This is a genomic window from Escherichia sp. E14V7, assembly GCF_004212225.1.
GTDB lineage: Bacteria > Pseudomonadota > Gammaproteobacteria > Enterobacterales > Enterobacteriaceae > Escherichia.
This window is the reverse complement of sequence record NZ_RHJJ01000013.1, coordinates 282,207-307,037: the sequence shown is the minus strand read 5'-3', so window position 1 is coordinate 307,037 and position 24,831 is coordinate 282,207. Positions and strand designations below refer to the sequence as shown.

Below are 24,831 nucleotides of genomic sequence, written 5' to 3'. Positions count from 1 at the left end.
CGAAGCCGTCAGCGGCCTGTTAACGCAATATTACGGGGAGGTAAAGCCCCGTTTCATCGCCATAACTCTTAAATCATAAGGGAGAGCATTTTTTGCTAAAGGTTATCGTGGGGTGGCTGTTGTTTTGGACGATTCACCATCATCATCGGTTTACCTGCCAGTAATAACCATGCCGGAAGCATGACGATACACAGTAGCGGTAACAATGTGGAATCAGGTACAACGACCGCCGCCATAAACAAACTTAGCCAGCCATCGCGCGTTACCACCAGTACGAGGCCGAGAATCGCGCAGGAGACGGTAATGGCCGCTGGAACGGCGGGAACGTGCGCATGCAGCATCAAACCTAACGCTACGCCGACAAATACCGCCGGGAAGATTCGCCCGCCGCGAAACCCGCTGGCGGCGGCAATGACCAGGGCGGCAAGTTTGATTACCGCCAGCAATAAGTAATCGCTGGTGCTGAAAGCCTGATTTGTCACCATCTGCTGCATCTCGTCCAGCCCTTTAAATAGCGAAACAGGCCCACCAATAACGCCCAGAATACCGAGAATAAAGCCGCCAACCCCCAGCATGAGGACCGGATTTTTAATCTGATGCATCATCGCGTGCACCCGTGGGAAACACCACACTGCAACCATACCTGCCGCAATGGCGATCGCCGTCACAATTGCACCACTGATAATGTCTGCTAACTGCATCTGTCCGTAATGAGCAATGGGCAGCGAAAAATGAGGATGGATAAACAATCCGGTGGTTAGTGCGCCAGCCGCCGCTGCCATTAACGGCGCAAAGAGACGATCCCAAAGTGGAACGTCGTGGCTGCCATTTAAGGTTTGCGAAAATATCAACGCCGCCGCAACAGGAGTGCCAAACAGTGCGCCGATGGTGCCTGCAGAGGCTAAAATAGTCCACTCCATCCGGTTCACTCGTGGTAACAGACGCGCGCCAATCGCCACCGCGAGGGCGATATTGACGGTCATAATGGGATGTTCCGGCCCAAGACTGACGCCGCCCGCAAGACCGAGAATTAATGCTACGATAAGTCCAGGTAGCGCAGAGGGGGAGACTGGCGCGCCAATCAGCGCTTCACAGGCAGGATCCGGCCCGGCATGACCCCGGCTGAAACGGATGACTAGCCCAACAGCGGCCCCTGTCAGCGTTAAAATTCCGATGATCCAGAGCGGTGAATCCTGGGCTATCCCCAGACTTCCCGGCAGTCGTTGCCAGAGCAGATTCTGTAATACCGAGGCGATTTTCATTACCACCATCAGAATAAGACTGGACGCAATCCCAATTGCCAGAGCGGGGAGCGATAATAACAACATGGTTCTGGCTCGCGGATGGAGCATGTTCTATTCCTTTATGCGGGTTCAGATATTTAGTTTGCCCAGCTTGCATAAAGACATCGCTGCAATTGGTGCTGAAACGATAAAGTAAATGTGTGACCCAGATCGATATTTACAGGGAGCCTGCCTCTACGGCGTTGTTGTTATGCCCCCATGAACTTACAGTGTGAGAAAGAATTATTTTGACTTTAGCGGAGCAGTTGAAGAATGACAAAGTATGCATTAGTCGGTGATGTGGGCGGTACTAACGCACGTCTTGCTCTGTGTGATATTGCCAGTGGTGAAATCTCGCAGGCTAAAACCTATTCAGGGCTTGATTATCCCAGCCTGGAAGCGGTCATTCGCGTTTATCTTGAAGAGCATAAAGTCGAGGTGAAAGATGGCTGCATCGCCATTGCTTGCCCAATTACTGGTGACTGGGTGGCAATGACCAACCACACCTGGGCGTTTTCGATTGCCGAAATGAAAAAGAATCTCGGTTTTAGCCACCTGGAGATTATTAACGATTTTACGGCGGTTTCGATGGCGATCCCGATGCTGAAAAAAGAGCATCTGATCCAGTTTGGCGGCGCAGAACCGGTTGAAGGTAAACCTGTCGCGGTGTACGGTGCCGGGACAGGGCTTGGGGTTGCACATCTGGTCCATGTCGATAAACGCTGGGTAAGCCTGCCTGGTGAAGGTGGTCACGTTGATTTTGCGCCAAACAGTGAAGAAGAAGCCATTATCCTTGAAATACTGCGCGCGGAAATTGGCCATGTCTCGGCTGAACGCGTGCTCTCTGGCCCTGGTCTGGTAAATCTGTATCGCGCGATTGTGAAAGCCGACAACCGCCTGCCGGAAAATCTCAAGCCAAAAGATATTACCGAACGCGCGCTGGCCGACAGCTGCACTGATTGCCGTCGTGCGTTGTCACTATTTTGCGTCATTATGGGGCGTTTTGGCGGCAATCTGGCGCTCAATCTCGGAACATTTGGCGGCGTCTATATTGCGGGCGGTATCGTTCCGCGTTTCCTTGAGTTCTTCAAAGCCTCTGGTTTTCGTGCCGCATTTGAAGATAAAGGGCGCTTTAAAGATTATGTTCATGATATTCCGGTCTATTTAATTGTGCACGATAACCCTGGGCTTCTCGGTTCCGGTGCACATTTACGCCAGACCTTAGGCCACATTCTGTAAATCCTTCCTGTCATATCGGGAGGTGACTCTCCCGATAATCTTTTAAATCAATCAGTTAATTCAATTTTTCTTTGTGTCTCCTCACAAGGCCGACCTGCGTCACACTTCCGCACTACGGGATTAATTCTCCAGTAAATGCATTATTTGTCTGGTAACGGCAATTTGTTTTGCACGTTCATAATTTCATTCGTCAACTATAAACGAACGAGGAAATAACGATGAGTAAGAAACTGATTGCCTTATGTGCCTGCCCAATGGGCCTGGCTCACACCTTTATGGCCGCCCAGGCGCTGGAAGAAGCGGCGGTGGAAGCCGGCTATGAAGTGAAAATTGAAACTCAGGGCGCGGATGGCATCCAGAACCGCCTGACGGCGCAGGATATCGCCGAAGCGACCATCATCATTCATTCCGTGGCAGTAACACCAGAAGATAACGAGCGTTTCGAATCACGCGACGTTTATGAAATCACTTTGCAGGACGCAATTAAAAACGCTGCGGGCATCATCAAAGAAATCGAAGAGATGATTGCCGCTGAACAACAGTAATATTCGACAGGGATAATTATTATGGCCATTAAAAAACGCAGTGCAACCGTTGTGCCTGGCGCATCCGGTGCGGCAGCGGCAGTTAAGAATCCGCAGGCCTCTAAAACCAGCTTCTGGGGTGAACTCCCGCAGCATGTGATGTCAGGGATTTCACGCATGGTGCCGACCTTAATTATGGGCGGTGTGATCCTCGCTTTCAGCCAGCTGATTGCTTATAGCTGGCTTAAAATTCCCGCAGACATCGGCATCATGGATGCTCTTAATAGCGGGAAATTCTCCGGTTTCGATCTCTCCTTACTGAAATTTGCCTGGCTGTCGCAGTCCTTCGGCGGCGTATTGTTTGGTTTTGCCATTCCGATGTTTGCCGCTTTTGTGGCGAACTCTATCGGTGGCAAACTGGCGTTCCCGGCTGGGTTTATCGGCGGCTTGATGTCTACCCAACCCACGCAACTGCTGAACTTTGATCCCAGCACTATGCAGTGGGCGACCTCTTCACCAGTCCCGTCTACCTTCATTGGTGCGCTGATTATTTCTATCGTCGCGGGTTACCTCGTGAAGTGGATGAACCAGAAAATCCAGTTACCGGATTTCCTGTTAGCGTTCAAAACCACATTTTTGCTACCGATTCTTTCCGCCATTTTTGTCATGCTGGCGATGTACTACGTGATCACGCCGTTTGGTGGCTGGATCAACGGCGGTATCCGTACCGTGCTGACCGCTGCTGGTGAGAAGGGCGCGCTGATGTACGCAATGGGCATTGCTGCGGCGACCGCAATCGACTTGGGTGGTCCAATCAACAAAGCAGCTGGTTTCGTCGCCTTCAGCTTTACCACCGACCATGTATTACCAGTCACCGCGCGTTCTATCGCTATCGTTATTCCGCCGATTGGTCTGGGTCTGGCGACCATTATCGACCGTCGTTTAACCGGCAAACGCCTGTTCAACGCCCAGCTTTATCCGCAGGGTAAAACCGCGATGTTCCTGGCGTTTATGGGGATCAGTGAAGGTGCGATTCCGTTTGCGCTGGAAAGCCCCATCACCGCCATTCCGTCCTATATGGTTGGCGCGATTGTCGGTTCCACCGCTGCTGTCTGGCTGGGTGCAGTGCAATGGTTCCCGGAATCCGCTATCTGGGCGTGGCCGCTGGTCACTAATCTGGGCGTCTATATGGCGGGGATCGCGCTGGGAGCAATCATTACTGCGCTGATGGTGGTGTTCCTGCGTCTGATGATGTTCCGCAAAGGCAAATTGTTAATCGATAGCCTGTAAGAAGGAAAAATCCAGATGACATTACTCGCTTCGCTGCGCAACTGGCTTAAGACGCAACAACTGGATGCGGTGCTTATCTCCTCACGGCAGAACAAACAGCCGCATCTGGGGATCTCCACCGGATCAGGTTATGTGGTGATTAGCCGTGAAAGTGCGCACATTCTGGTGGACTCGCGCTATTACGCGGATGTAGAAGCCCGCACGCAAGGTTACCAGCTGCATTTGCTCGACGCGATGCACACGCTTGCCACCATCGTCAGGCAAATCATTGCCGATGAGCAATTGCAAACGCTCGGTTTTGAAGGCCAGCAGGTGAGTTGGGAAACCGCGCACCGCTGGCAGTCTGAACTCAATGCGAAACTGGTAAGCGCCACGCCGGATGTGCTGCGGCAAATCAAAACGCCAGAGGAGGTGGAGAAAATCCGCCTCGCCTGTGGGATTGCCGATCGTGGCGCAGAGCATATTCGCCGCTTTATTCAGGCGGGGATGAGCGAATGCGAGATAGCCGCTGAACTGGAGTGGTTTATGCGCCAGCAGGGCGCAGAAAAAGCCTCTTTTGACACCATTGTCGCCAGCGGCTGGCGTGGGGCGCTGCCGCACGGTAAAGCCAGCGACAAGATTGTTGCAGCAGGCGAGTTTGTCACTCTCGATTTCGGTGCGCTGTATCAGGGTTACTGCTCTGATATGACGCGCACCTTGCTGGTGAATGGCGAAGGGGTGAGCGCCGAATCTCACCCGCTGTTTGACGTGTATCAGATTGTCCTGCAAGCACAGCTGGCGGCAATATCCGCGATTCGCCCCGGCGTGCGCTGCCAACAGGTTGACGATGCCGCGCGCCGGGTCATTACAGAAGCCGGTTATGGCGACTATTTCGGTCATAACACCGGTCATGCCATCGGCATTGAAGTACACGAAGATCCGCGTTTTTCACCGCGGGACACCACGACGCTACAGCCAGGCATGTTACTGACCGTGGAGCCGGGGATTTATTTGCCAGGGCAAGGGGGCGTGCGCATCGAAGATGTTGTGCTGGTCACCCCGCAAGGCGCAGAAGTGCTCTACGCCATGCCGAAAACAGTGTTGCTCACGGGAGAGGCATAATGGATTTATCGCTATTAAAAGCGTTGAGCGAGGCAGATGCGATCGCCTCGTCGGAACAGGAAGTGCGGCAGATCCTGCTGGATGAAGCGGATCGCCTGCAAAAAGAAGTGCGATTTGACGGCCTGGGATCGGTGCTGATCCGCCTCAATGAATCGACAGGTCCGAAAGTGATGATCTGCGCCCATATGGATGAAGTGGGATTTATGGTGCGCAGCGTCTCCCGCGAAGGGGCGATTGATGTGCTGCCAGTTGGCAATGTGCGCATGGCTGCCCGCCAGCTGCAGTCGGTGCGCATCACTACCCGTGAAGAGTGCAAAATTCCCGGTCTGCTTGATGGCGAGCGGCAGGGGAATGATGTCAGCGCCATGCGCGTGGACATTGGCGCGCGCTCGTATGACGAAGTGATGCAGGCAGGAATTCGTCCAGGCGATCGCGTCACGTTTGATACTACTTTTCAGGTTCTCCCCCACCAGCGGGTGATGGGGAAAGCCTTTGATGACCGCCTCGGTTGCTATCTGCTGGTGACGTTACTGCGCGAACTGCACGACGCCGAATTGCCTGCGGAAGTGTGGCTGGTGGCAAGTTCCAGCGAAGAGGTGGGATTACGCGGCGGGCAAACTGCCACCCGCGCGGTGTCGCCGGATGTCGCCATTGTGCTTGATACCGCCTGCTGGGCGAAAAACTTTGATTATGGCGCGGCTAACCATCGCCAGATTGGTAACGGGCCGATGCTGGTGTTAAGCGACAAGTCACTGATTGCGCCGCCAAAACTTACCGTCTGGATTGAAACCGTGGCGGCAGAAATTGGCGTGCCGTTACAGGCGGATATGTTCAGTAACGGCGGTACGGACGGCGGAGCGGTGCACTTAACCGGTACTGGCATACCAACAGTGGTGATGGGGCCAGCAACCCGCCATGGACATTGCGCCGCATCGATTGCCGACTGCCGCGACATTTTGCAGATGCAGCAGCTTTTATCTGCCCTTATTCAACGTCTTACGCGTGAGACGGTTGTTCAACTGACGGATTTCAGATGATCTCCTGATTAACCCGGAGCGGTTATGCTAACGATTCAATTTCTCTGTCCTTTGCCTAACGGTCTTCATGCCCGTCCGGCGTGGGAACTTAAAGAACAGTGCAGCCAGTGGCAAAGCGAAATCACCTTCATCAACCATCGCCAGAACGCGAAGGCGGATGCCAAAAGCTCGCTGGCGCTGATTGGCACCGGCACCTTATTTAATGACAGTTGCAGCCTGAACATTAGCGGCAGCGATGAAGAGCAGGCGCGGCGCGTGCTGGAAGAGTACATCCAGGTGCGCTTTATCGACAGCGACAGCGTCCAGCCGACGCAGGCAGAACTGACGGCGCACCCGCTGCCGCGTTCATTAAGCCGCCTGAATCCTGATTTACTGTACGGCAATGTGCTGGCAAGCGGCGTCGGCGTGGGTACGCTGACTCTGTTACAGAGCAACAGCCTCGACAGTTATCGGGCAACCCCGGCCAGTGCGCAAGACTCCACCTGGCTGGAACACAGCCTGGCAACGCTTGCCGAGCAACTGAACCAGCAGCTGCGCGAGCGCGACGGCGAAAGCAAAACCATCCTAAGCGCCCATTTGTCGCTGATTCAGGATGATGAATTCGCGGGCAATATCCGTCGCCTGATGACAGAACAGCATCAGGGGCTGGGAGCGGCGATCATCAGCAATATGGAGCAGGTTTGTGACAAGCTTTCTGCTTCTGCCAGCGATTATCTGCGCGAGCGGGTCAGCGACATTCGTGATATCAGCGAACAGTTGCTGCATATTACCTGGCCGGAACTGAAGCCGCGCAACAATCTGGTGCTTGAAAAACCGACCATTCTGGTGGCTGAAGATTTAACCCCAAGCCAGTTTTTGAGCCTCGATTTGAAAAATCTCGCAGGCATGATTCTGGAGAAAACCGGGCGCACCTCGCATACCCTGATTCTGGCCCGCGCCTCGGCGATCCCCGTTCTTAGCGGCCTGCCGCTGGATGCGATTGCCCGCTATGCCGGGCAACCGGCGGTGCTTGATGCCCAGTGCGGCGTACTGGCGATTAATCCTGATGACGCGGTGAGCGGTTATTATCAGGTTGCGCAGACGCTGGCGGATAAACGCCAAAAACAACAGGCGCAGGCCGCCGCGCAGCTGGCCTATTCCCGTGATAACAAGCGCATTGATATCGCAGCGAATATCGGCACCGCTCTGGAAGCACCAGGCGCATTTGCCAACGGCGCGGAAGGCGTCGGGCTGTTCCGTACCGAAATGCTCTATATGGATCGTGACAGCGCGCCGGACGAGCAGGAGCAATTTGAAGCCTACCAGCAGGTGCTACTGGCAGCGGGCGACAAGCCGATTATCTTCCGCACGATGGACATCGGCGGCGATAAAAGCATTCCTTACCTCAACATTCCCCAGGAAGAGAACCCGTTCCTCGGCTATCGTGCGGTACGTATTTACCCGGAATTTGCGGGCCTGTTCCGCACTCAACTGCGGGCCATTTTGCGCGCCGCCAGTTACGGCAACGCCCAGTTGATGATCCCGATGGTCCACAGTCTCGATCAGATCTTATGGGTGAAGGGCGAGATCCAAAAAGCGATCGTTGAGCTTAAGCGCGATGGCCTGCGTCATGCAGAGACGATTACGCTTGGGATCATGGTGGAAGTGCCGTCGGTGTGCTACATCATCGATCACTTCTGCGATGAGGTCGATTTCTTCAGTATCGGCTCCAACGATATGACCCAGTATCTGTATGCGGTCGATCGTAATAACCCGCGCGTATCGCCGCTGTATAACCCGATTACGCCATCGTTTCTACGCATGTTGCAGCAAATAGTTACCACTGCGCATCAGCGGGGCAAATGGGTAGGCATTTGCGGTGAACTGGGTGGTGAAAGCCGTTATCTGCCGCTACTGCTTGGGCTGGGCCTGGATGAGCTGAGTATGAGTAGCCCGCGTATTCCGGCAGTGAAAAGCCAGCTTCGTCAACTGGATAGCGAGGCATGTCGGGAACTGGCGCGTCAGGCGTGCGAGTGCCGCAGCGCGCAGGAAATTGAAGCGTTACTTACCGCGTTTACGCCGGAAGAAGACGTTCGCCCACTGCTGGCGCTGGAGAATATCTTCGTTGATCAGGCCTTTAGCAATAAAGAGCAGGCGATCCAGTTCCTGTGCGGTAACCTCGGCGTTAACGGGCGTACTGAGCATCCGTTCGAGCTGGAAGAAGATGTCTGGCAGCGGGAAGAGATTGTTACTACTGGCGTTGGTTTTGGCGTAGCGATCCCGCACACCAAATCACAGTGGATCCGTCATTCCAGTATCAGCATTGCCCGGTTGGTGAAACCGGTTGACTGGCAGTCAGAAATGGGCGAAGTCGAACTGGTGATCATGCTGACGCTGGGCGCTAACGAAGGGATGAATCATGTGAAAGTCTTCTCGCTGCTGGCGCGTAAACTGGTGAATAAAAACTTCCGCCAGTCGCTGTTTGCCGCGCAAGATGCACAAAGTATTCTGACGCTGCTGGAAACGGAATTAACCTTCTGAAGTTAGCCCTGAAAACGTGCGCTGTACTCTCCCGGCGTCAGACCAAACTGACGCCGGAAAACGCGACAAAAATAGTCGCTATCCGGAAACCCGCAACGCTGCGCCACTTCATGAATCGACAGATGATATTTTTGCAAAATCATCCTCGCTTTTGCCATTCGTACCCAGCGAACATACTCGATAAAACGCATCGTCCCATGCTGCGCAAACAGTTTTGACAGATGATTGGGCGTGATATTAAAAAACTGCGCCACACTCTCGCGGGTGAGTGGTTGGGCGTAGTTATCCTGAACCCAGTTACAAATGCTGTGGTAGAGAAAATCGCCGCGCGGTTGCGAATTGCCCGGTGGCATGTTGACCACGTTGCGGCAAAGATGCAGCAAACTTAACACCAGTGGTTGAATGATACTCTGCTCCAGCGGCGAACGGCTGAGATGGGTGAGGGCGGTGAGCATCGCTTCACCTTCGCCGCGTTGCAGGCTGGGAAGTTGGATCTGGCGAACCGGATGCAACAACGACGTTGTGCGGCTATCGTAAAACGATAACCCCAGCCAGGTCGGCGCAAACACCAGGCTTAACAGCATTACCGGTTTGTGGTTGACCGGTAAATTAGCCGCGCGCGCCGGAATAAACAGCATTTCTCCTTCCACCATACGCTGCTGCTTTGCTTCCAGCAGATTGCCATATTCGCCGCGCAGCACAATATCCAGTCGGGGAAAATCAATACACAAACTGCCTACCGGCAGTGAGGCGGGCAGGCAGGCAAACCAGACGCGCCCAAGCAGTTGCGGGTTAAGCACCAGGCCGCTGAACAGATCGGCGAAAAATTGTTGATCGGCGGGCAAGCCTGCTGCTTTCATGAAAGTTCCCGATTACAGATGCATTAACTGGCGGAATTCTTTAACTTTGCTGCGGCTGACTGGCACTTCAAAATCCAGATCTTTCAGCCGCAGAATATAGGTATTATTAAACCACGGTTCTATCTCGCGGATTTTGTTCAGGTTGACGCAAAACGAGCGATGGCAGCGGAAAAAGTGCGACGACGGCAGTTTGCTGCAAAACTCGGTGATGTTCATTGGCATCACATAAGATTCACGCCGCGTATAGACAAAGGTCATTTTCTCGTGCGCTTCGGCATAGTAGATATCATTAACCGGCGTCACGATGAGGCGTTCATCTTTCACCAGATTGATGGTGTCATTCTCACGCGTTAACGGCACAGTGGGCATGCTGCTGGTTTGCTGTTGCTGCCAGGCGGCTTCCAGCTTTTGCAGCATCCCGGTAATGCGTGACTCCTGATACGGTTTGAGAATGTAGTCAAACGCCTCTAGTTCAAACGCTTCCACCGCATGTTCTTTCCACGCGGTGATAAACACAATAAACGGCTTATGGGCGAACTGGCTGATGTTTTGTGCCAGCAGCACGCCATCCAGCGACGGAATATTGATATCCAGAAAAATGGCGTCGATGCGGTTATGCTGCAAAAACTTCAACACGTCCAGACCGTCGTCAAAGGTGCCGACAATCTCCATCTGGCTGTGCTCTTTAATAAGCCAGCTAAGTTCCTGTTGTGCCAGGAATTCGTCTTCAACAATGATGACTTTCACAATATCACTCCGGCTCAAAGCAATAACGTAGCCTGTGAGGCGACAGGGGTGCGTTGGTTAGGAATGTAAAACGCAATTTCCGTTCCGGGTTCCAGGCGGCGGATATGCAGCCCCTCGCCATATAACAACTTCACGCGATGATGCACATTCAGCAGGCCGATTTTATTGCCCGGCATTTCGTTCGCTTCGACCCGCTCAATCACCTTTGGATCGATGCCATGCCCGGTATCTCTTACCGCAATACGGACCCGATTACCGCACTCCGCAACGCTGATGGTGACAACCCCTTTTCCCTTGCAAGGCTGAATACCGTGGACAATGGCGTTCTCCACCAACGGCTGGATCAGCAGACTGGGAATACAGCAATTCACCTCTTCATCAATATCATAGATAACCGTCAGCTTGTCGCCAAAGCGGGCCTGCTCAATGGCGATATAGTCTTTAATTTGGTACAGCTCTTTTTTGATATCAATTTGCTCATCGTCTTTTAATTCAATGTTATAGCGCAGATAGCGCGACAAATTAAAGATTAGCTGGCGAGCAGTGTCTGGATTCAGACGAATCGACGATGAAATAGCGTTCAGAGCGTTAAACAGAAAATGGGGATTAATTTTGCTTTGCAGGGCGCGAAGCTCTGCCTTATTTGCCATTTCCCGTAGCTGCTCGGCGCGAGAAACCTCCAGTTGGGTAGAGATGATTTGCGACAAACCGACCGCCATTTCCTGTAATGATGACGTAATCTGGTGCGCGTGGCAGTAGTAAATTTTCAGTGTTCCGGTCACCACGCCTTTCTCCCACAATGGGATCACCAGCATGGAATGAATCTCTGGTGTGCGGTGGGCTTCATCATTGTTTTTAATAATGATTTTCCCGTAATTCATCGCCTGGCGGGTAGTCGGGCTAATGAAGTCATCGCCATTCTGATAGTTGTGTTCGCCCACGCCGACATACGCCAGCACATGATCGGTATTGGTGATTGCTACCGCGTCAGCGTGAATGTCATCGCGGATAATTTCGCAAACTTTACGTAATGATTCGCTATTCACATAGCGAAACAGCGGCAGGGTTTTATTGGCGATATCCAGCGCCAGCTTGGCCTGGCGCGCGGCACTGGCTTCTTTTTCTCCCTCAACGCTTTGTACCAGCAGCACAATAAAGCCGATACAGACACTGCCGAGGATCATCGGGATACCGATTTTGGAGACGATATCCAGCCCCAGCTCAGTGGTCGGCGCCCAGACAATCACCAGAATCATGGTCAACGTTTCACAGAGCATGCCGCCGAGAATACCGACGCGCCAACGCTGCGCTTTAGGGATTTTCAGGTTGATCCAACCAGAGATGCATCCCGCCAGAATACTGGTGATAAAGCAGGGGATAGCCGTCACGCCGCCGATATCAATTAAATAACGATGAATACCTGCGATTACCCCGGTAATAATGCCTACCCATGGGCCAAACAGAATCCCGCCTGACATCACCGCAATAATACGCACGTTAACCAGCGAACCTTCCACCGGTACGCCGGACCAGGTGCTGAACAAGGCGAACATCGAGAAAATGGCGGTAACAGCGAGTAGCTCTTTCGCTGAGTGAGCCGACTTGTGCAACAGCTCGCGAAACAGGCGAATACGAATGAGGAAAAACAGGCAGATAAGCATTAGCGCTGCCCGATCGAAGACCGCCAGCAGCATGTTGAATATTTCGTGCACGGGTGACTCTGAATAAGGTTTAAACCTCTATGATAGGTAACCTGAAGGCTGATGACCAGTGCGCTACTTTTGAGGAAAAACCACAAATTTAAAAGGGGATTGAAAGATAAATGGTGTACAGGCAATACATCTCTTGTCAGCATCAAGCTAATAGGTAAATTTATTGAAATTATATTGTTAATACAATGGGTGATAATTTCTTGTTGGCGAATCTGACTTTCCTGTTTTTAAGGTTTTGTTCCTCTTTTTTCGCATTGATAAAAATTTTCCAAAACGCTGGACAGACAGAAATTAATCAGGCTATTTTCAAAACAGCCACCATCGTGGCAGCGTCGCTCGGACGGTCCGGGCGCTAACGTTAATCTGAGGAAATTATGGCTGACACTCGCCCTGAACGTCGCTTTACGCGCATTGATCGTCTCCCGCCCTACGTTTTTAACATTACCGCTGAACTGAAGATGGCTGCGCGTCGTCGTGGCGAAGATATTATCGATTTCAGCATGGGTAACCCAGACGGTGCGACTCCGCCGCATATTGTCGAAAAATTATGTACTGTGGCGCAGCGACCGGACACACACGGTTACTCCACCTCACGCGGTATTCCTCGGTTACGTCGCGCGATTTCCCGCTGGTATCAGGAACGTTACGACGTTGAAATCGACCCGGAATCAGAAGCCATCGTCACCATCGGTTCGAAAGAGGGGCTGGCGCACCTGATGCTGGCGACGCTCGATCACGGTGACACGGTGCTGGTGCCGAATCCAAGCTACCCCATTCATATTTATGGCGCGGTGATTGCTGGTGCTCAGGTACGTTCAGTGCCGCTGGTGGAAGGTGTCGATTTTTTCAACGAACTGGAACGCGCTATTCGTGAAAGTTATCCGAAACCGAAGATGATGATCCTTGGCTTTCCGTCAAACCCAACCGCGCAATGCGTGGAACTGGAGTTTTTCGAAAAAGTAGTGGCGCTGGCGAAACGCTACGATGTACTGGTGGTCCATGACCTGGCCTATGCGGATATCGTCTACGATGGCTGGAAAGCGCCGTCAATCATGCAGGTGCCGGGCGCACGTGACGTAGCGGTCGAGTTCTTTACGCTGTCGAAAAGTTACAATATGGCGGGCTGGCGTATCGGCTTTATGGTCGGCAATAAAACACTGGTCAGCGCGTTGGCGCGCATCAAAAGCTATCACGATTACGGCACCTTTACGCCATTACAGGTTGCCGCCATCGCGGCGCTGGAAGGCGATCAGCAGTGTGTGCGTGATATTGCTGAACAGTATAAGCGTCGCCGCGATGTGCTGGTAAAAGGGCTGCATGAAGCGGGCTGGATGGTTGAAATGCCGAAAGCCTCGATGTATGTCTGGGCGAAAATCCCGGAACCGTATGCGGCAATGGGCTCGCTGGAATTTGCCAAGAAGCTGCTTAACGAAGCGAAAGTGTGTGTCTCACCCGGCATCGGCTTTGGCGACTACGGCGACACGCATGTACGCTTTGCACTGATTGAAAACCGTGATCGTATTCGTCAGGCCATCAGAGGGATTAAAGCGATGTTCCGTGCCGACGGTTTACTGCCCGCCAGCAGCAAACATATTCACGAAAACGCGGAATAAACACCATCGCCAGAAATGCAAACAGGAGCCTGATGGCTCCTGTTTTTCGTTTCGCAGTTTACTTTTAGATCATCAGGGCAAAAGTACCGGCCCAAACGATGACCATAAAAGAAATGCCCATAAAGAAATATTTCACTTTACATCTCTCCGCGTAATTACTGTTACGCCTGAATGACTTCATTACACCTGTTACAGTGAGCTGACACCCGCGAGCATCACCTCAGAATTCTGAGCATATTGGCTCGAGACGGCGCTAATGTACGCCTAAAACTAAATCGAAACAAGTGGCATTTTCTTATTTACTTTTAGTAACTTACGAGTGTCGCATATCGGCGACAGATTGATTTCTGGAAGTAATAATTCACGATTCAGCGAAGGGAAAAATCTTAAGGAAAAAGCCATAAAAACCATGATGTTATTATGGCTTATCTGAGGAGGGAAAAAGCCTGGGTTATTTGTTAAACGTATAACGAGGCTTCACCCACCGGACGCGTTTTGAAGCGGCGATGGATCCAGAGATACTGCTCTGGTGCGCGCATAATCTCTTTCTCAATAATTTTGTTCATATAGGCGGCGGCCTGAATTTCATCAGCCGGATAGCCTTCCATTTCTGGCGTAATAAACAGACGGTAACCGCTATAATCGGTTTTTCGTACCATCGTCACAGTTAGCATAGCTGCGCCAGAGAGGCGAGAGAGAACGTAGGTGCCATTGGTAGTAGCAACATTTTCTACCGCAAAGAACGGCGCGAAGGAGCTACCTTTACGACCATAATCCTGGTCAGGTGCAAACCATACGGCTTCACCTTTTTTCAGCGCACTGACAATGCCGCGCAGATTATTTCTACCGATCATCGCTTTATTGGAACGCATGCGACCACGGGTTTGTACCCATTCCATCAGTTGATTATTATGCGGACGGTAAGTTGCCATCATCGGTTGGCAAAGCCCCATTACGCGGCCACCCAATTCCAGCGACATAAAGTGCACACCGACAACCATCACGCCACGATTTTGCATTTGCGCGCGTTGCAGGTTATCCAGCCCTTCGACATCAAACCATTTACGCACGCGACGATCTGGCCAGAACCACGCCATTCCGGTTTCTACCAACGCCATTCCGAGCGAGCGAAAGTTGTCGGTAATCATCTTCTCGCGCTCTTCGGAGGAAAGCTGCGGGAAACAAAGCTCAAGGTTTTTGCGGGCGATGGATTCGCGACGTTTCAAGAACGGTCTGGCCATTGTGCCGATACGCGTGCCAAGGAAGCACAGAACAGGGTAAGGAAGTTGTACCCAAAGCCAGAGTACGCCAAGACCAAACCACGTCAGCCAGTAGCGAGGATGCAGGAACTCGCGGGAAAATTTGCATTGTGGAAACATAGTTACCTTCTGTAGATACGAATTGTTGTATCGCAGAAGATTCCATGTCTACAGCGGTACACTCAATTGATTGGGCCATCATGTACGACAATGGTTCCTGTAAAGAGTGTAAAGACTAGTCAGGACATAACCACGAGGAGCATGAATACGGTATTTCTATTTTATCACTAGCTGATTATTTTCAGCTAGTGATTATTTATTGCTCAAGTGAATATTTTTCAGTGATTTATAGTCATATCGATAATGTATTGTTTTTATTAATATTTTGCTGAAATTGCCAGTGGTTAAGAATTGTCTTACTATTGGAGTAATTGAAGTAACACGTTTTTTAGCACGGCAGGAGGTTGAGCTATGATTTATTTATGGATGTTTCTCGCCCTGTGTATCGTCTGCGTTAGCGGATATATCGGTCAGGTATTAAATGTAGTTTCTGCTGTCTCTTCATTCTTCGGCATGGTCATCCTTGCCGCACTCATTTATTACTCCACGATGTGGTTAACCAGTGGCAATGAGTTGGTCACGGGAATATTTATGTTTCTTGCACCAGCCTGCGGATTGATGATTCGCTTTATGGTGGGGTATGGAAGGCGGTAGTGGAGCGAAAATTTTAATGGCAGGTGTTCAGAGCACCAACTGAAGAGATTGTTCACCTGTGACCATCCATTTCGTGAATATATAATGCCACTTTAGAGCAATCGGCTGGAAATGATCGTTATTGTTGAGTTAGTGGCCGTTTTTACGTCATTTCCGATAAAAGGTCTTTGCATAGAATTGTGTACAAACACGAAAAAAGAGAGTGTTAGAAATTCTATGGCATTTCAGTAAATTGCATTCAGAAAGGAATGACGTATGTACCGGCCCTTCGATTTTGATAAAACCCTTAGGTGCTTCAGTCCGGAGCTAACGGATGAAGACGGCATTTTAGACCATTTAATCGAACAGTTAACCTCAGCTGCATTGACTGCGGAATTTGGCTCTCGTCTGGTTCAGTAGTTGGAAGCCAGATCTAAAAACGGTTCCAGTAAAAGATTATTATATTAAAGCCACAACGGGCAGTTTCGAATGGACTACGTCACGCGACTCTAATCACTCGGTTGACTCCCAATTAGTGAAAAGGCGCCAGATAACGTTCCCCGATAAGCTCGAACGGATAATCATTCTCTTGTTGTGCCTGGGGGACGCTGCGGGATCTCTGCAGTGAGATTGAAGATTTATATGCTTTAAGCGTGCCCGCTATGACCATCATCGCCATGACAAATAAGGTCATTTCTGAGTTAAACCAGTGTCAACAACGTCCACTGGAAAAGTTCTATCGTCTGTCTGGATGCCTGCCATTCAATATAAAATACAGGAAGATGACCGTTATCAGGACAAAGCAGTTAAGACGATACAAGAGCTGAATCTGGAAAGTAAAAAGAAGTTCTGAGTCTGTATCGGCTAAAAAAAGAATCGCTAGTTTCTGGTCATTTGTATTAAGTGACCAGTAAAATTAAAGCCCCTGCTTCGGGGCATAAATCATGCAATACTTTAGTGGCAGTGAATTTCGCTAATTAATTTTGTTGGAACAATCATAACCCAGTTTGCTGGTTTGATTTGTATGGCTGAATTTGCGTTATCAATTTTTTCAGCGTGACATATTGAATAATAAAAATGATCATTTAAAAAAATGTTTTTCTTCGCCATTTCGCTTTCTGATATTATGTCTGCATTCACAATATAAACACACAATAACACTCCGGAAATAAAATAAGATAAATAACTGATTGGCTTTGAGAAATTACATTGAGATAAACATGCTATGAACAATAAGATAGAGAGAAAGTTTGTTCCTACAAAATATCTATCGGGAAATGTAGTTTGATAGTTATTCAGGAGGTCGCTAAGACCGATTCTACCAAAAACAGTCGTAACAAGACAAATGAAAAGTGCGATCGCTAAAGTAAGTAAATGTCTTTTTATTGTTATATCTTTAGTTTTGAAAATAATTGTTGTACAAAAGATAATATATACAAATGATAGGATTATCGATATTGAATCATTTAATTTTTCGTACCACGGAAATATAAATGGATAAAGGAGTAGTCGAGCCGTTACCATTTCAATAATATTATTAGGGTTATAGCCATAGTCACCAAGTCCACCAGAACCATTGAGTCGAGGAAGTATAAATAAAGCTAATATGACCATGGATATAGCTAAAGGTAGCATATCCTTAATTAAAATATATTTATTTTTAACATTCAATAACTTGAAGGAATAATAAACCCCTACAATTATAAATACGACTGGGTTTGTTGCGGCAGTTAACCAGATCATTATGTCAATAATAATTTTAGCAATTTTTTTATTGACGTACTCTCTCTGTATAATAAGAGCACTCGCTATAGCTGGCATATAAAAACCAATTTGTAGCAAATGACCGATATTTTCAGATTGAGAATGACCTAAAGGCAATAAGAGAGCTATGGAATATGCTAAAATAGAAAATAATGGATTGGATATTTTAATGATTAAATGAAAAGCCATAACGGCCATTAGACTATAGAAAAAATACGATACTATAGCCAGGGATTGCGGAAGAAGTAATAATGGACTCCCGCTTATAATACTGCTGATTGATGTTGATACAAACAAAAAGAAAATATTAAAGAATACAAAATAATCTTCTCTGGCATTAATGAAGGTTTCTAGCCAACCATGATTCAATGCATTAGCAACCCAGACGCCATCTTCCGCATAAAGCCAGGGGTTGATGATTGGAGTCGTATAACGTATAGCCAAAATTATCATGCCAAATATTATTAAAATAATATAACTGCTGATGTTTATATTTTTCATTTTCATTTTCTCTGATTATAAAATCCAAAACACGCTTTAAATAAGACAATCAATACGGAAAAATTTCCTTTGATTCCATTTATTTTTGTAGGTATTTCACCTTTAGGATAACGACGAATGGTCGGAATTTCTAAGCAACGATAACCAAGTTGTGGGACTCGGTATGAAAGATATGCCAGTAGTTCATAAGATGAGAAAATATCTCGGAACGGTGCAACACGCTCGTCAAGCAGCATTTTACTACTATAACCCCTAAATCCTTGAGTGGTATCTGTCCATTTAAATCCTGAAAAGAAACTAAGCATAGGCGCATGGATAAAACGTATTGCAATATCTCGGGTGAGAGGAGTATTTTCTGCTAAACCACCATTAAGGAAACGAGACGCCTGGACGAAATGTACACCATTTTTTAGAGCTGTGATAAATTGTGGAATAGCCACAGGATCATCTTTGTCATTTCCATCAATAGTCACAATGCCTTCATAACCTCGCTCAAGAGCAAAAGCATAGGCACATCTTAGCTGTGCGCTTAGCTTACCCGGTGCTGTTTTCAGTATTAGACCACGAACGCCTTTTTCCTGTAGGATATTGGGATTCAGAGAACCATCGGTGCTACCACCATCAACAATAATTATATCTGCATAAGTTGATACATTTATGGCAGCCATTCTTGCTAATAGGTTATGTATACGATTGCCTTCGTTAATTACGGGGATAACGACGCAATAATTGTGTTTTCTACCAAGCCACATTTGGTTTTCGTAGGCAGGGACTTGCCATTTGACGCGAAGTGTTTGAGATATGAATTCAGTCATAATGTTTACTTAACTTTAAGGGTAATAAGGGCGACACCACTCATCACCAACAGAATTCCAGTAATGGTAGACCAGTAAACTGGCTCGCGGAAAATAATGACAGAGAATAATGCGACACAGGCAATTGCACCAGATGTCAGTATTGGGTGTGCTACATTCAAAGGTAAAAATGCCAGTGTAACAGCATATAACAAAAAGGCAATTCCATATAGAAATATCCCTAACCATAATGGCCAATTTGCAAGCGCGGCAAGAGGTTCAGCCAGACTTGGGAGCCTTCTGGGAGGGGTTATTGCTAATTTTATAAGAACACTGGCCGAGGCATTAGAAAATATGCCAAGAATTAAAATGAGCCACTTCATGCTATTCCCCCTTTCTACTGGCGATAATGAGAAATTGCGAAATTAAGAGCATCCTCAATAGAGGAAAGCGAATGTTTATTTTGGGGATCGAGCATTTCGATTGTTGCAATAGAGTTCGGTAATGCGTGATAGAGAGCATTAGCAATATGTGTATGGTTCGCACCACTACAGCCTAAAGGAGCCAGATCTGGTTCACTGAGATGAATATGACCTATAATGTCAGCGTCTTGCTGAAGGATATCATTAATATTTTCTTTGTTAATTATGATGGCCCCAGTATCCAGCTGCATTTTAATTGCTGGGTGATTTACTTGCCGAACAACAAAAGCAGTTTCAGCACTGTCAATCATAAAGTTTGCCCCGTAACAGACTGGGTTAGGTTCAAGGCAAAAATAAACGCCTTCTTGCCGCGCAATATCACCAAGATGATTAAAGAAATTTATTGCAGTTTCAAGAGTGATACTATCTGATAATCCCTTTCGGTCGCGGTTTTTAGGTGATCCAAACACTAATGCTGGAATTCCTAAACCAGCAGCAATACGACTGATAGCCTGTAAGTGAACCAACATTTTTTTTTGTACTTCGTTGGTTGAAAAAAGATTTAACCCTTGGGTTCCAAATAATAATGATTGCATACCAACTAATGAAATTCCATTGTCATGCCAGTAATTACGAACGGCAAATATTTCGCGTTCACTAGCATCTAACGGATTGGGGAAGTATTTCCCAGGGACAATATCTATTGCATCAATCTGTCTGGAATGTAGTAGGTGACAGATAGAATCATCATCGGTTATATTCCAGGCCAAACCTGAGAGTGAAAGTCTCATTTTAATTACTGCCTATTTCAGATTGTGCATAAGCGCGTATTGCCATCAATGATTCACGACGGTTATACTGATAGTCATGATCGTTAGTAAATAGGTGGCTATGGCAACTTTTCATATCGTAATATCCAGGTTTATCCTGAATGTGATTGCAAAACTCGAAGCCAAAACTATGTTGTGCTATATCAGCGACGCTTATTGGTGCCGCAGTCAAATGTACCAGTGATAATTTATGTTGTAGCGCAATGTTAATGTCATACCACAAGTTGATCATCGGGTAAAATTGAAAAACACTACGACTTTCAATTTGTAAAATATTATTTTTATGCAAAAAATCATAGATAATGTTTTTTTTGAGACCTGGCCCAACGAGGCCTGGTAATCGTATAATTAGATTGTCAGGGAATTGTTTGCTAACAAATTGTTCTAAATAATATCTGTGTGCACCGTAAGCATGTAATCCTTCTGTTTCGATTGATGTAGTCTCATCAACATTAACTGGAACTTTAAAAATATCCACAGTACTAATCAAAATGAATTTTTGACAAGATATGGTTTTTAATTTTTCAATTAGGTTATTGATTTTTTTTATGTCGTCGGCAGGGTCTTTATTTGCAAGCCATTTTTGTGCAGGGGCAGCGGCACAAACTACAGTATCAAATGTTTTTCCAAAAATTTCGTCGATGTTGGTTGAGCGATATAGTGCATCGAAACGACGTTGTCTTAATAAAGTTGTACCGACAAAACCGGAATATCCAATCAATGCGTCCATTCTTCCCCCATAGCCTGTGGTGTTAAACCATCACGACCAGTTTGTACATAATTAGACTCTGGTGACAGAGAAGTGTGCATAACATTAAACCTATCGGTATTAACCATGACCTCACTTGTTCGTTCATAAACCACTGCATACTCTGCCTGTGAGTTGCTTTCATCCAGCAGGCGTCCCAAATACTCGCCAAAAAAAGCCATCATGACGAACTGAATTATAAATAATGAAGTTACAACTAATATAGACGTTGTCCAGCCTTCAACAACAAGTCCACTGAACAGATGGATCAACACGCTATAACAAGCAAATAGAAAACCTGCAAGACTTCCGCCGAAACCGAGAATAGACATCCAACGTAGCGGCTTCGTGGAGTTAAATATTACCAAGTGCATCAATCGATGCAATGATTTTACTACCCCGGCGCCCTCTGATTGTTTTAGAGGTTTGTAGATGAGGGCTTCGGCTGGATAGCCGGTTTTGTGAATACGAAGATAGAATTGGTGGTGAAATCGCCCGATTCGAGTAACGGCATTTACAGCGCGACGGCTTAAACAACGTAACCCCGTTGAGTTAGAAGGAATCTCATAATCTATGGTGCGCAATGCAACATTCATGAGTCGACGAAGTATCCGATAACGTAGTGAACGAACGCTATTCGAGACACCAATTACGACATCGGCACCTTCACGACATTTGTTAACACTTTGAGGTACGACTTCTACCGGATCGGCCAGTGGATTCCATAAAACAACAAAATCACCGATAGCACTTTCTAATCCAGCCGCTAACGCAACATCATGAAATACGGGAGTGGATAGCTGGATTATTCGTACACAAGGAATATCCTTCAACACACGATCTTCTACCTGTGCACTAGTATTGTCTAACCCCGGTGCTATAACGACTAATTCGTAATCACTGTATAGCGTATCCAGAAGTGAGGCTAGTTTAGATAAAGGAGTATAGATATCATTCAAGTGGTCTGGAATGACAATAACGACTGATACAAAAGATTCACTTTTCATTTTTATCAACTCAACTCGATCACGCGTTCTATTTCATGTAGAGCATCATAAATATTGTCAATTTTCCCACCCATCACGCAGTGAAGCCCCTTCAATATATAATTCGGGCGAAATAAAATTGGGCGAGAATCATCGCTATCACTTCGTGGAAGGATTGTTTTTACTTCCCAGATAGAGCTTTGATATTGGCATTCACTCAAACAAGAGATATAACGCGTGGCATCTCTTATCATATGCCCCCAGGCCGAATGCCGTTCATTCAGTTCATACTTTCTATATGCATCCTCGTAAGGTTCATTTGGTCTGTCATTCCATTGGTAATGGGGTGTGTATCGAACATGGCTGAAGGAATGTAGTTGAGCTGGTGGGAATGGCATAACAGAAAAAAATGGACCACACATTAGTGTTAACCCCATTTTTTTTAGCTCATCTGGAACAGTTACAAGGCACATTTCCGTCATTTCATGACGAAGGGGAATTAATGTAAGCTCAGAACCATTCAAGAGATAATTAATTCTTGAATAAGTACAATTGAAAAGATGATCAACATAGCTAATATCTGGTTGTCCAGATATTGTTGTGATTACCTCTAACCCCTCACCAGATTTGCTAACTTTTTCAACAACCGCGTCCGTTACAATAGTAACTTTTGCCGCTGAAAGCCGTTGTAGCATTATATTACGCAGCTTATGGGAATCAAATGCATACTCACGGGTAGTAAACACCGCATCGATAAGTACAGGATTAATCAAACGTTTCACTGACGGAGGAGCATCTTCACATTCAGCACCTATACGTTGACAAAATCGGCTAAATTGTGCACCTGTTATTTTACTTAACGCACCTGCAACAAGGTAATATTTGGCAAAATCATCTTCAATGCAGTCGCGAAATTCAGTAACAAAACGGGGGAAAGAGATACGAGAGCGTAACGCTGTCAAGATGCTGCGTGGATAATGATAGCCATTGTGCACTCGAGCCTGATTAACATAGGATGCTCGGGACATGAGTTCTTGACTTTTCTCATAAACTGTAACTTTACAACCCTTCAATGCAAGTTGTTCTGCCAGATACAAACCAAAAAAACCGCCTCCTGCGATTGCAATATTTTTACTCCCCATAATCGAAACCTCCGAAAATACGTTAAAACTAGAAGTATTAATATTGGTAAGTATTAATGTTTATAAGTATTAACGTTGATAAGTATTAATGTTGATAAGCATTAATGTTGGTAAGTTTGGGCGTACAAAAATTTAACTGCGGTTATATTTTTAGATTATCCTTAATATTGGGATAATACTTAATTCGTTAGATGAATGGAAGTCTATTGTGAATTTTAGTGGTTTATTTAATTTGTTCATCTGAACAGAGGTGATATGCTCACCTCAGAACAATACAGGTGCACAAATGAAATGCCGAAAATCTAGTCCTGAATTCAAACGCGAATCCGCTCAACTGGTTGTTGTCCAGAACTAAATGGTGGCAGATGCCGCCAAAGCTATGGATGTCGGCCTTTCCACAATGACAAGATGGGGCAAACAACTGCGTGATAGCGTCAGGGAAAAACACCAAAAGCCTCCCCAATAACTCCGGAACAAATCGAAATACGTGAGCTAAAGAAAAAGATACAACGAATTGAAATGGAAAACGAAATATTAAAAAAGGCTACCGTGCTCTTGATGTCGGACTATCTTAACAGTTCTCGATAATCGGGAAACTCAGGGCGCGTTATCCTGTGGTCACTCTCTGCCACGTGTTCGGGGTTCATCGCAGTAGCTACAAATACTGGAAAAACCGTTCTGGAAAACCAGGCGGCAGACGGGCTGTATTACGCAGTCAGGTACTGAGCTACATAGCATCAGCTACGGTTCGGCAGGAGCAAGAAGCATCGCCACAATGGCAACCCAGAGAGGCTATCAGATGGGGCGCTGGCTTGCTGGCAGACTTATGAAAGAGTTGGGACTGGTCAGTTGCCAGCAGCCGACTCACCGGTACAGGCGAGTCGGTCATGAACATGTTGCTATCCCTAACTATCTTGAACGGCAGTTCGCCGTGACAGAGCCAAATTAAGTGTGATGTGGCGACGTAACGTATAGTGTGCCCGGAGTTCAGGGCGAGCATGGAGGCTCAAATAAACCACGAGTCTGTCTGGAATATTGAACCGATAACTCACGATGAGAAACCCAACAATCCCACCGGGGGTGATGGGGGAGAACCTGAGCGGCAGTGACCTGCGGCATGCCCGCAGGGTGATGTAACCCGCTGACAACGGGGATTGAAGCGAGATCACTAAGCCAGGATGATCCTCAAGGTTGAGTGCTGAAAGGCTGAAGAACATTAACTCGTTAATCCGCCTCTGTGGGTTGAAAACGTCACCACGGCCTACGTGATCTGACAGGCCGTGCAGAAGTAACGGGCAGTGATATGTAAGCACTGCCCGTCGAAGGTGTTTTGACATGTATGCGAAACACCTGGACAGCAGCGTCCATCACGTTCGCGTTGCTGACTTCTGCCAACTTGCGGCAAGCAAGGATAAAGAGTGCGATGGGCAGCCTCCTCAGTTTTTCTTTCGGCTTTGCTGCTTCAATCTGTTTAACGGTATGCATGGGTAAAAATCCGGTGGGTAAAATAACTTTATCCACTTTTTACCCGTCATGGAGTGCGGCTGTTACGATCTGACTCGGACCATGACGAACGGTGGATTCGGAAGGCTTGATATTCAAGGGATTTTGCGGACTGGTACGGATGGGCGAACTGATAACTGGTGTCCCCTGCAGGAATCGAACCTGCAATTAGCCCTTAGGAGGGGCTCGTTATATCCATTTAACTAAGAGGACAGCGCGGCATGAGTATACCCGCTAATGGACTGCGGGGTAAGTACACTGCC

At 47.7% G+C, this 24,831-nt stretch carries 21 protein-coding genes, 1 tRNA gene and 1 pseudogene; 9 read left to right on the top strand and 14 right to left on the bottom strand.

Translation table 11 applies throughout. The features are described 5' to 3' along the window. Positions 1-95: 95 nt before the first annotated feature. The gene (locus D9741_RS15570) at positions 96-1,352 is read right to left on the bottom strand and encodes an ion channel protein (RefSeq protein WP_130216881.1); all 1,257 of its coding nucleotides are present in this window, start codon (positions 1,350-1,352) and stop codon (positions 96-98) included. A gap of 204 nt (positions 1,353-1,556) precedes the next feature. Between D9741_RS15570 and glk the strand changes: the two genes are divergently transcribed. The 6 genes from glk to ptsP all read left to right on the top strand — a co-directional run bounded on the left by glk (position 1,557) and on the right by ptsP (position 8,994). After that, positions 1,557-2,522, top strand: coding sequence for a glucokinase (gene glk / locus D9741_RS15565; RefSeq protein ID WP_130216883.1), 966 nt, complete (start codon positions 1,557-1,559; stop codon positions 2,520-2,522). Between the two features lie 218 nt (positions 2,523-2,740). Continuing rightward, positions 2,741-3,067, top strand: coding sequence for a PTS fructose transporter subunit IIB (locus D9741_RS15560; protein WP_000038455.1), 327 nt, complete (start codon positions 2,741-2,743; stop codon positions 3,065-3,067). A gap of 21 nt (positions 3,068-3,088) precedes the next feature. After that, entirely contained in the window at positions 3,089-4,336 is a 1,248-nt protein-coding gene (locus D9741_RS15555) for a PTS fructose transporter subunit IIC (protein WP_000985352.1), read from the top strand. A gap of 15 nt (positions 4,337-4,351) precedes the next feature. Beyond that, entirely contained in the window at positions 4,352-5,437 is a 1,086-nt protein-coding gene (gene ypdF / locus D9741_RS15550; protein WP_130216885.1) for an aminopeptidase, read from the top strand. Then, positions 5,437-6,474, top strand: a complete 1,038-nt coding sequence (gene ypdE, locus D9741_RS15545; protein ID WP_130216886.1) for an aminopeptidase — start codon at positions 5,437-5,439, stop codon at positions 6,472-6,474. The genes ypdF and ypdE overlap by 1 nt, the downstream gene beginning before the upstream one ends. Before the next feature lie 24 nt (positions 6,475-6,498). Beyond that, the gene (gene ptsP / locus D9741_RS15540; RefSeq protein ID WP_130216887.1) at positions 6,499-8,994 is read left to right on the top strand and encodes a phosphoenolpyruvate--protein phosphotransferase; all 2,496 of its coding nucleotides are present in this window, start codon (positions 6,499-6,501) and stop codon (positions 8,992-8,994) included. A 2-nt stretch (positions 8,995-8,996) separates the two neighbouring features. On the opposite strand, the gene D9741_RS15535 is transcribed toward ptsP, so the two are convergent. From D9741_RS15535 to ypdA, 3 genes are read right to left on the bottom strand one after another with little or no spacing between them, the layout of a single operon-like run. Next, entirely contained in the window at positions 8,997-9,854 is an 858-nt protein-coding gene (locus D9741_RS15535; protein WP_130216888.1) for an AraC family transcriptional regulator, read from the bottom strand. 12 nt (positions 9,855-9,866) lie between these two features. Further along, the gene (ypdB, locus tag D9741_RS15530) at positions 9,867-10,601 is read right to left on the bottom strand and encodes a two-component system response regulator YpdB (protein WP_130216889.1); all 735 of its coding nucleotides are present in this window, start codon (positions 10,599-10,601) and stop codon (positions 9,867-9,869) included. A 14-nt stretch (positions 10,602-10,615) separates the two neighbouring features. Further along, a complete protein-coding gene (ypdA, locus tag D9741_RS15525) occupies positions 10,616-12,313 on the bottom strand; it encodes a two-component system sensor histidine kinase YpdA (RefSeq protein WP_130216890.1) in 1,698 nt (565 codons plus the stop codon). Positions 12,314-12,687: 374 nt separating this feature from the next. Between ypdA and alaC the strand changes: the two genes are divergently transcribed. After that, positions 12,688-13,926, top strand: a complete 1,239-nt coding sequence (alaC, locus tag D9741_RS15520; protein WP_000785951.1) for an alanine transaminase — start codon at positions 12,688-12,690, stop codon at positions 13,924-13,926. A gap of 64 nt (positions 13,927-13,990) precedes the next feature. On the opposite strand, the gene ypdK is transcribed toward alaC, so the two are convergent. Next, entirely contained in the window at positions 13,991-14,062 is a 72-nt protein-coding gene (ypdK, locus tag D9741_RS15515; protein WP_010723117.1) for a membrane protein YpdK, read from the bottom strand. A gap of 322 nt (positions 14,063-14,384) precedes the next feature. Next, on the bottom strand, positions 14,385-15,305 hold the full coding sequence (gene lpxP / locus D9741_RS15510; protein WP_064526419.1) for a kdo(2)-lipid IV(A) palmitoleoyltransferase: 921 nt from the start codon (positions 15,303-15,305) through the stop codon (positions 14,385-14,387). Positions 15,306-15,656: 351 nt separating this feature from the next. Here lpxP and D9741_RS15505 point away from each other — a divergent pair, with 351 nt between their 5' ends. Next, positions 15,657-15,899 (top strand): YfdY family protein, encoded by a 243-nt coding sequence (locus D9741_RS15505; RefSeq protein WP_130216891.1) that lies wholly within the window; start codon positions 15,657-15,659, stop codon positions 15,897-15,899. Positions 15,900-16,832: 933 nt separating this feature from the next. On the opposite strand, the gene D9741_RS15500 is transcribed toward D9741_RS15505, so the two are convergent. From D9741_RS15500 to D9741_RS15470, 7 genes are read right to left on the bottom strand one after another with little or no spacing between them, the layout of a single operon-like run. Beyond that, positions 16,833-18,143, bottom strand: a complete 1,311-nt coding sequence (locus D9741_RS15500) for a hypothetical protein (RefSeq protein ID WP_130216892.1) — start codon at positions 18,141-18,143, stop codon at positions 16,833-16,835. A 2-nt stretch (positions 18,144-18,145) separates the two neighbouring features. Beyond that, a complete protein-coding gene (locus D9741_RS15495) occupies positions 18,146-18,958 on the bottom strand; it encodes a glycosyltransferase family 2 protein (protein ID WP_130216893.1) in 813 nt (270 codons plus the stop codon). Between the two features lie 5 nt (positions 18,959-18,963). Then, on the bottom strand, positions 18,964-19,320 hold the full coding sequence (locus tag D9741_RS15490; RefSeq protein ID WP_130216894.1) for a multidrug transporter: 357 nt from the start codon (positions 19,318-19,320) through the stop codon (positions 18,964-18,966). A gap of 14 nt (positions 19,321-19,334) precedes the next feature. After that, positions 19,335-20,150, bottom strand: a complete 816-nt coding sequence (locus D9741_RS15485; RefSeq protein ID WP_130216895.1) for a TIM barrel protein — start codon at positions 20,148-20,150, stop codon at positions 19,335-19,337. Position 20,151: 1 nt separating this feature from the next. Then, positions 20,152-20,919 carry an NAD-dependent epimerase/dehydratase family protein gene (locus D9741_RS15480; protein WP_130216896.1) on the bottom strand — a complete coding sequence of 256 codons (768 nt, stop codon included), beginning with the start codon at positions 20,917-20,919 and terminating at the stop codon, positions 20,152-20,154. Further along, positions 20,907-21,944 carry a glycosyl transferase family 2 gene (locus tag D9741_RS15475; RefSeq protein ID WP_130216897.1) on the bottom strand — a complete coding sequence of 346 codons (1,038 nt, stop codon included), beginning with the start codon at positions 21,942-21,944 and terminating at the stop codon, positions 20,907-20,909. The genes D9741_RS15480 and D9741_RS15475 overlap by 13 nt, the downstream gene beginning before the upstream one ends. Before the next feature lie 5 nt (positions 21,945-21,949). Continuing rightward, a complete protein-coding gene (locus D9741_RS15470; RefSeq protein WP_130216899.1) occupies positions 21,950-23,065 on the bottom strand; it encodes an FAD-dependent oxidoreductase in 1,116 nt (371 codons plus the stop codon). 286 nt (positions 23,066-23,351) lie between these two features. Between D9741_RS15470 and D9741_RS15465 the strand changes: the two are divergent. Continuing rightward, a pseudogene (locus D9741_RS15465) lies at positions 23,352-24,011 on the top strand (transposase); the annotation flags it as partial. Between the two features lie 695 nt (positions 24,012-24,706). Here D9741_RS15465 and D9741_RS15450 read toward each other — a convergent pair. Then, positions 24,707-24,781: transfer RNA gene (locus D9741_RS15450), tRNA-Arg, on the bottom strand. Between the last annotated feature and the right edge of the window lie 50 nt (positions 24,782-24,831).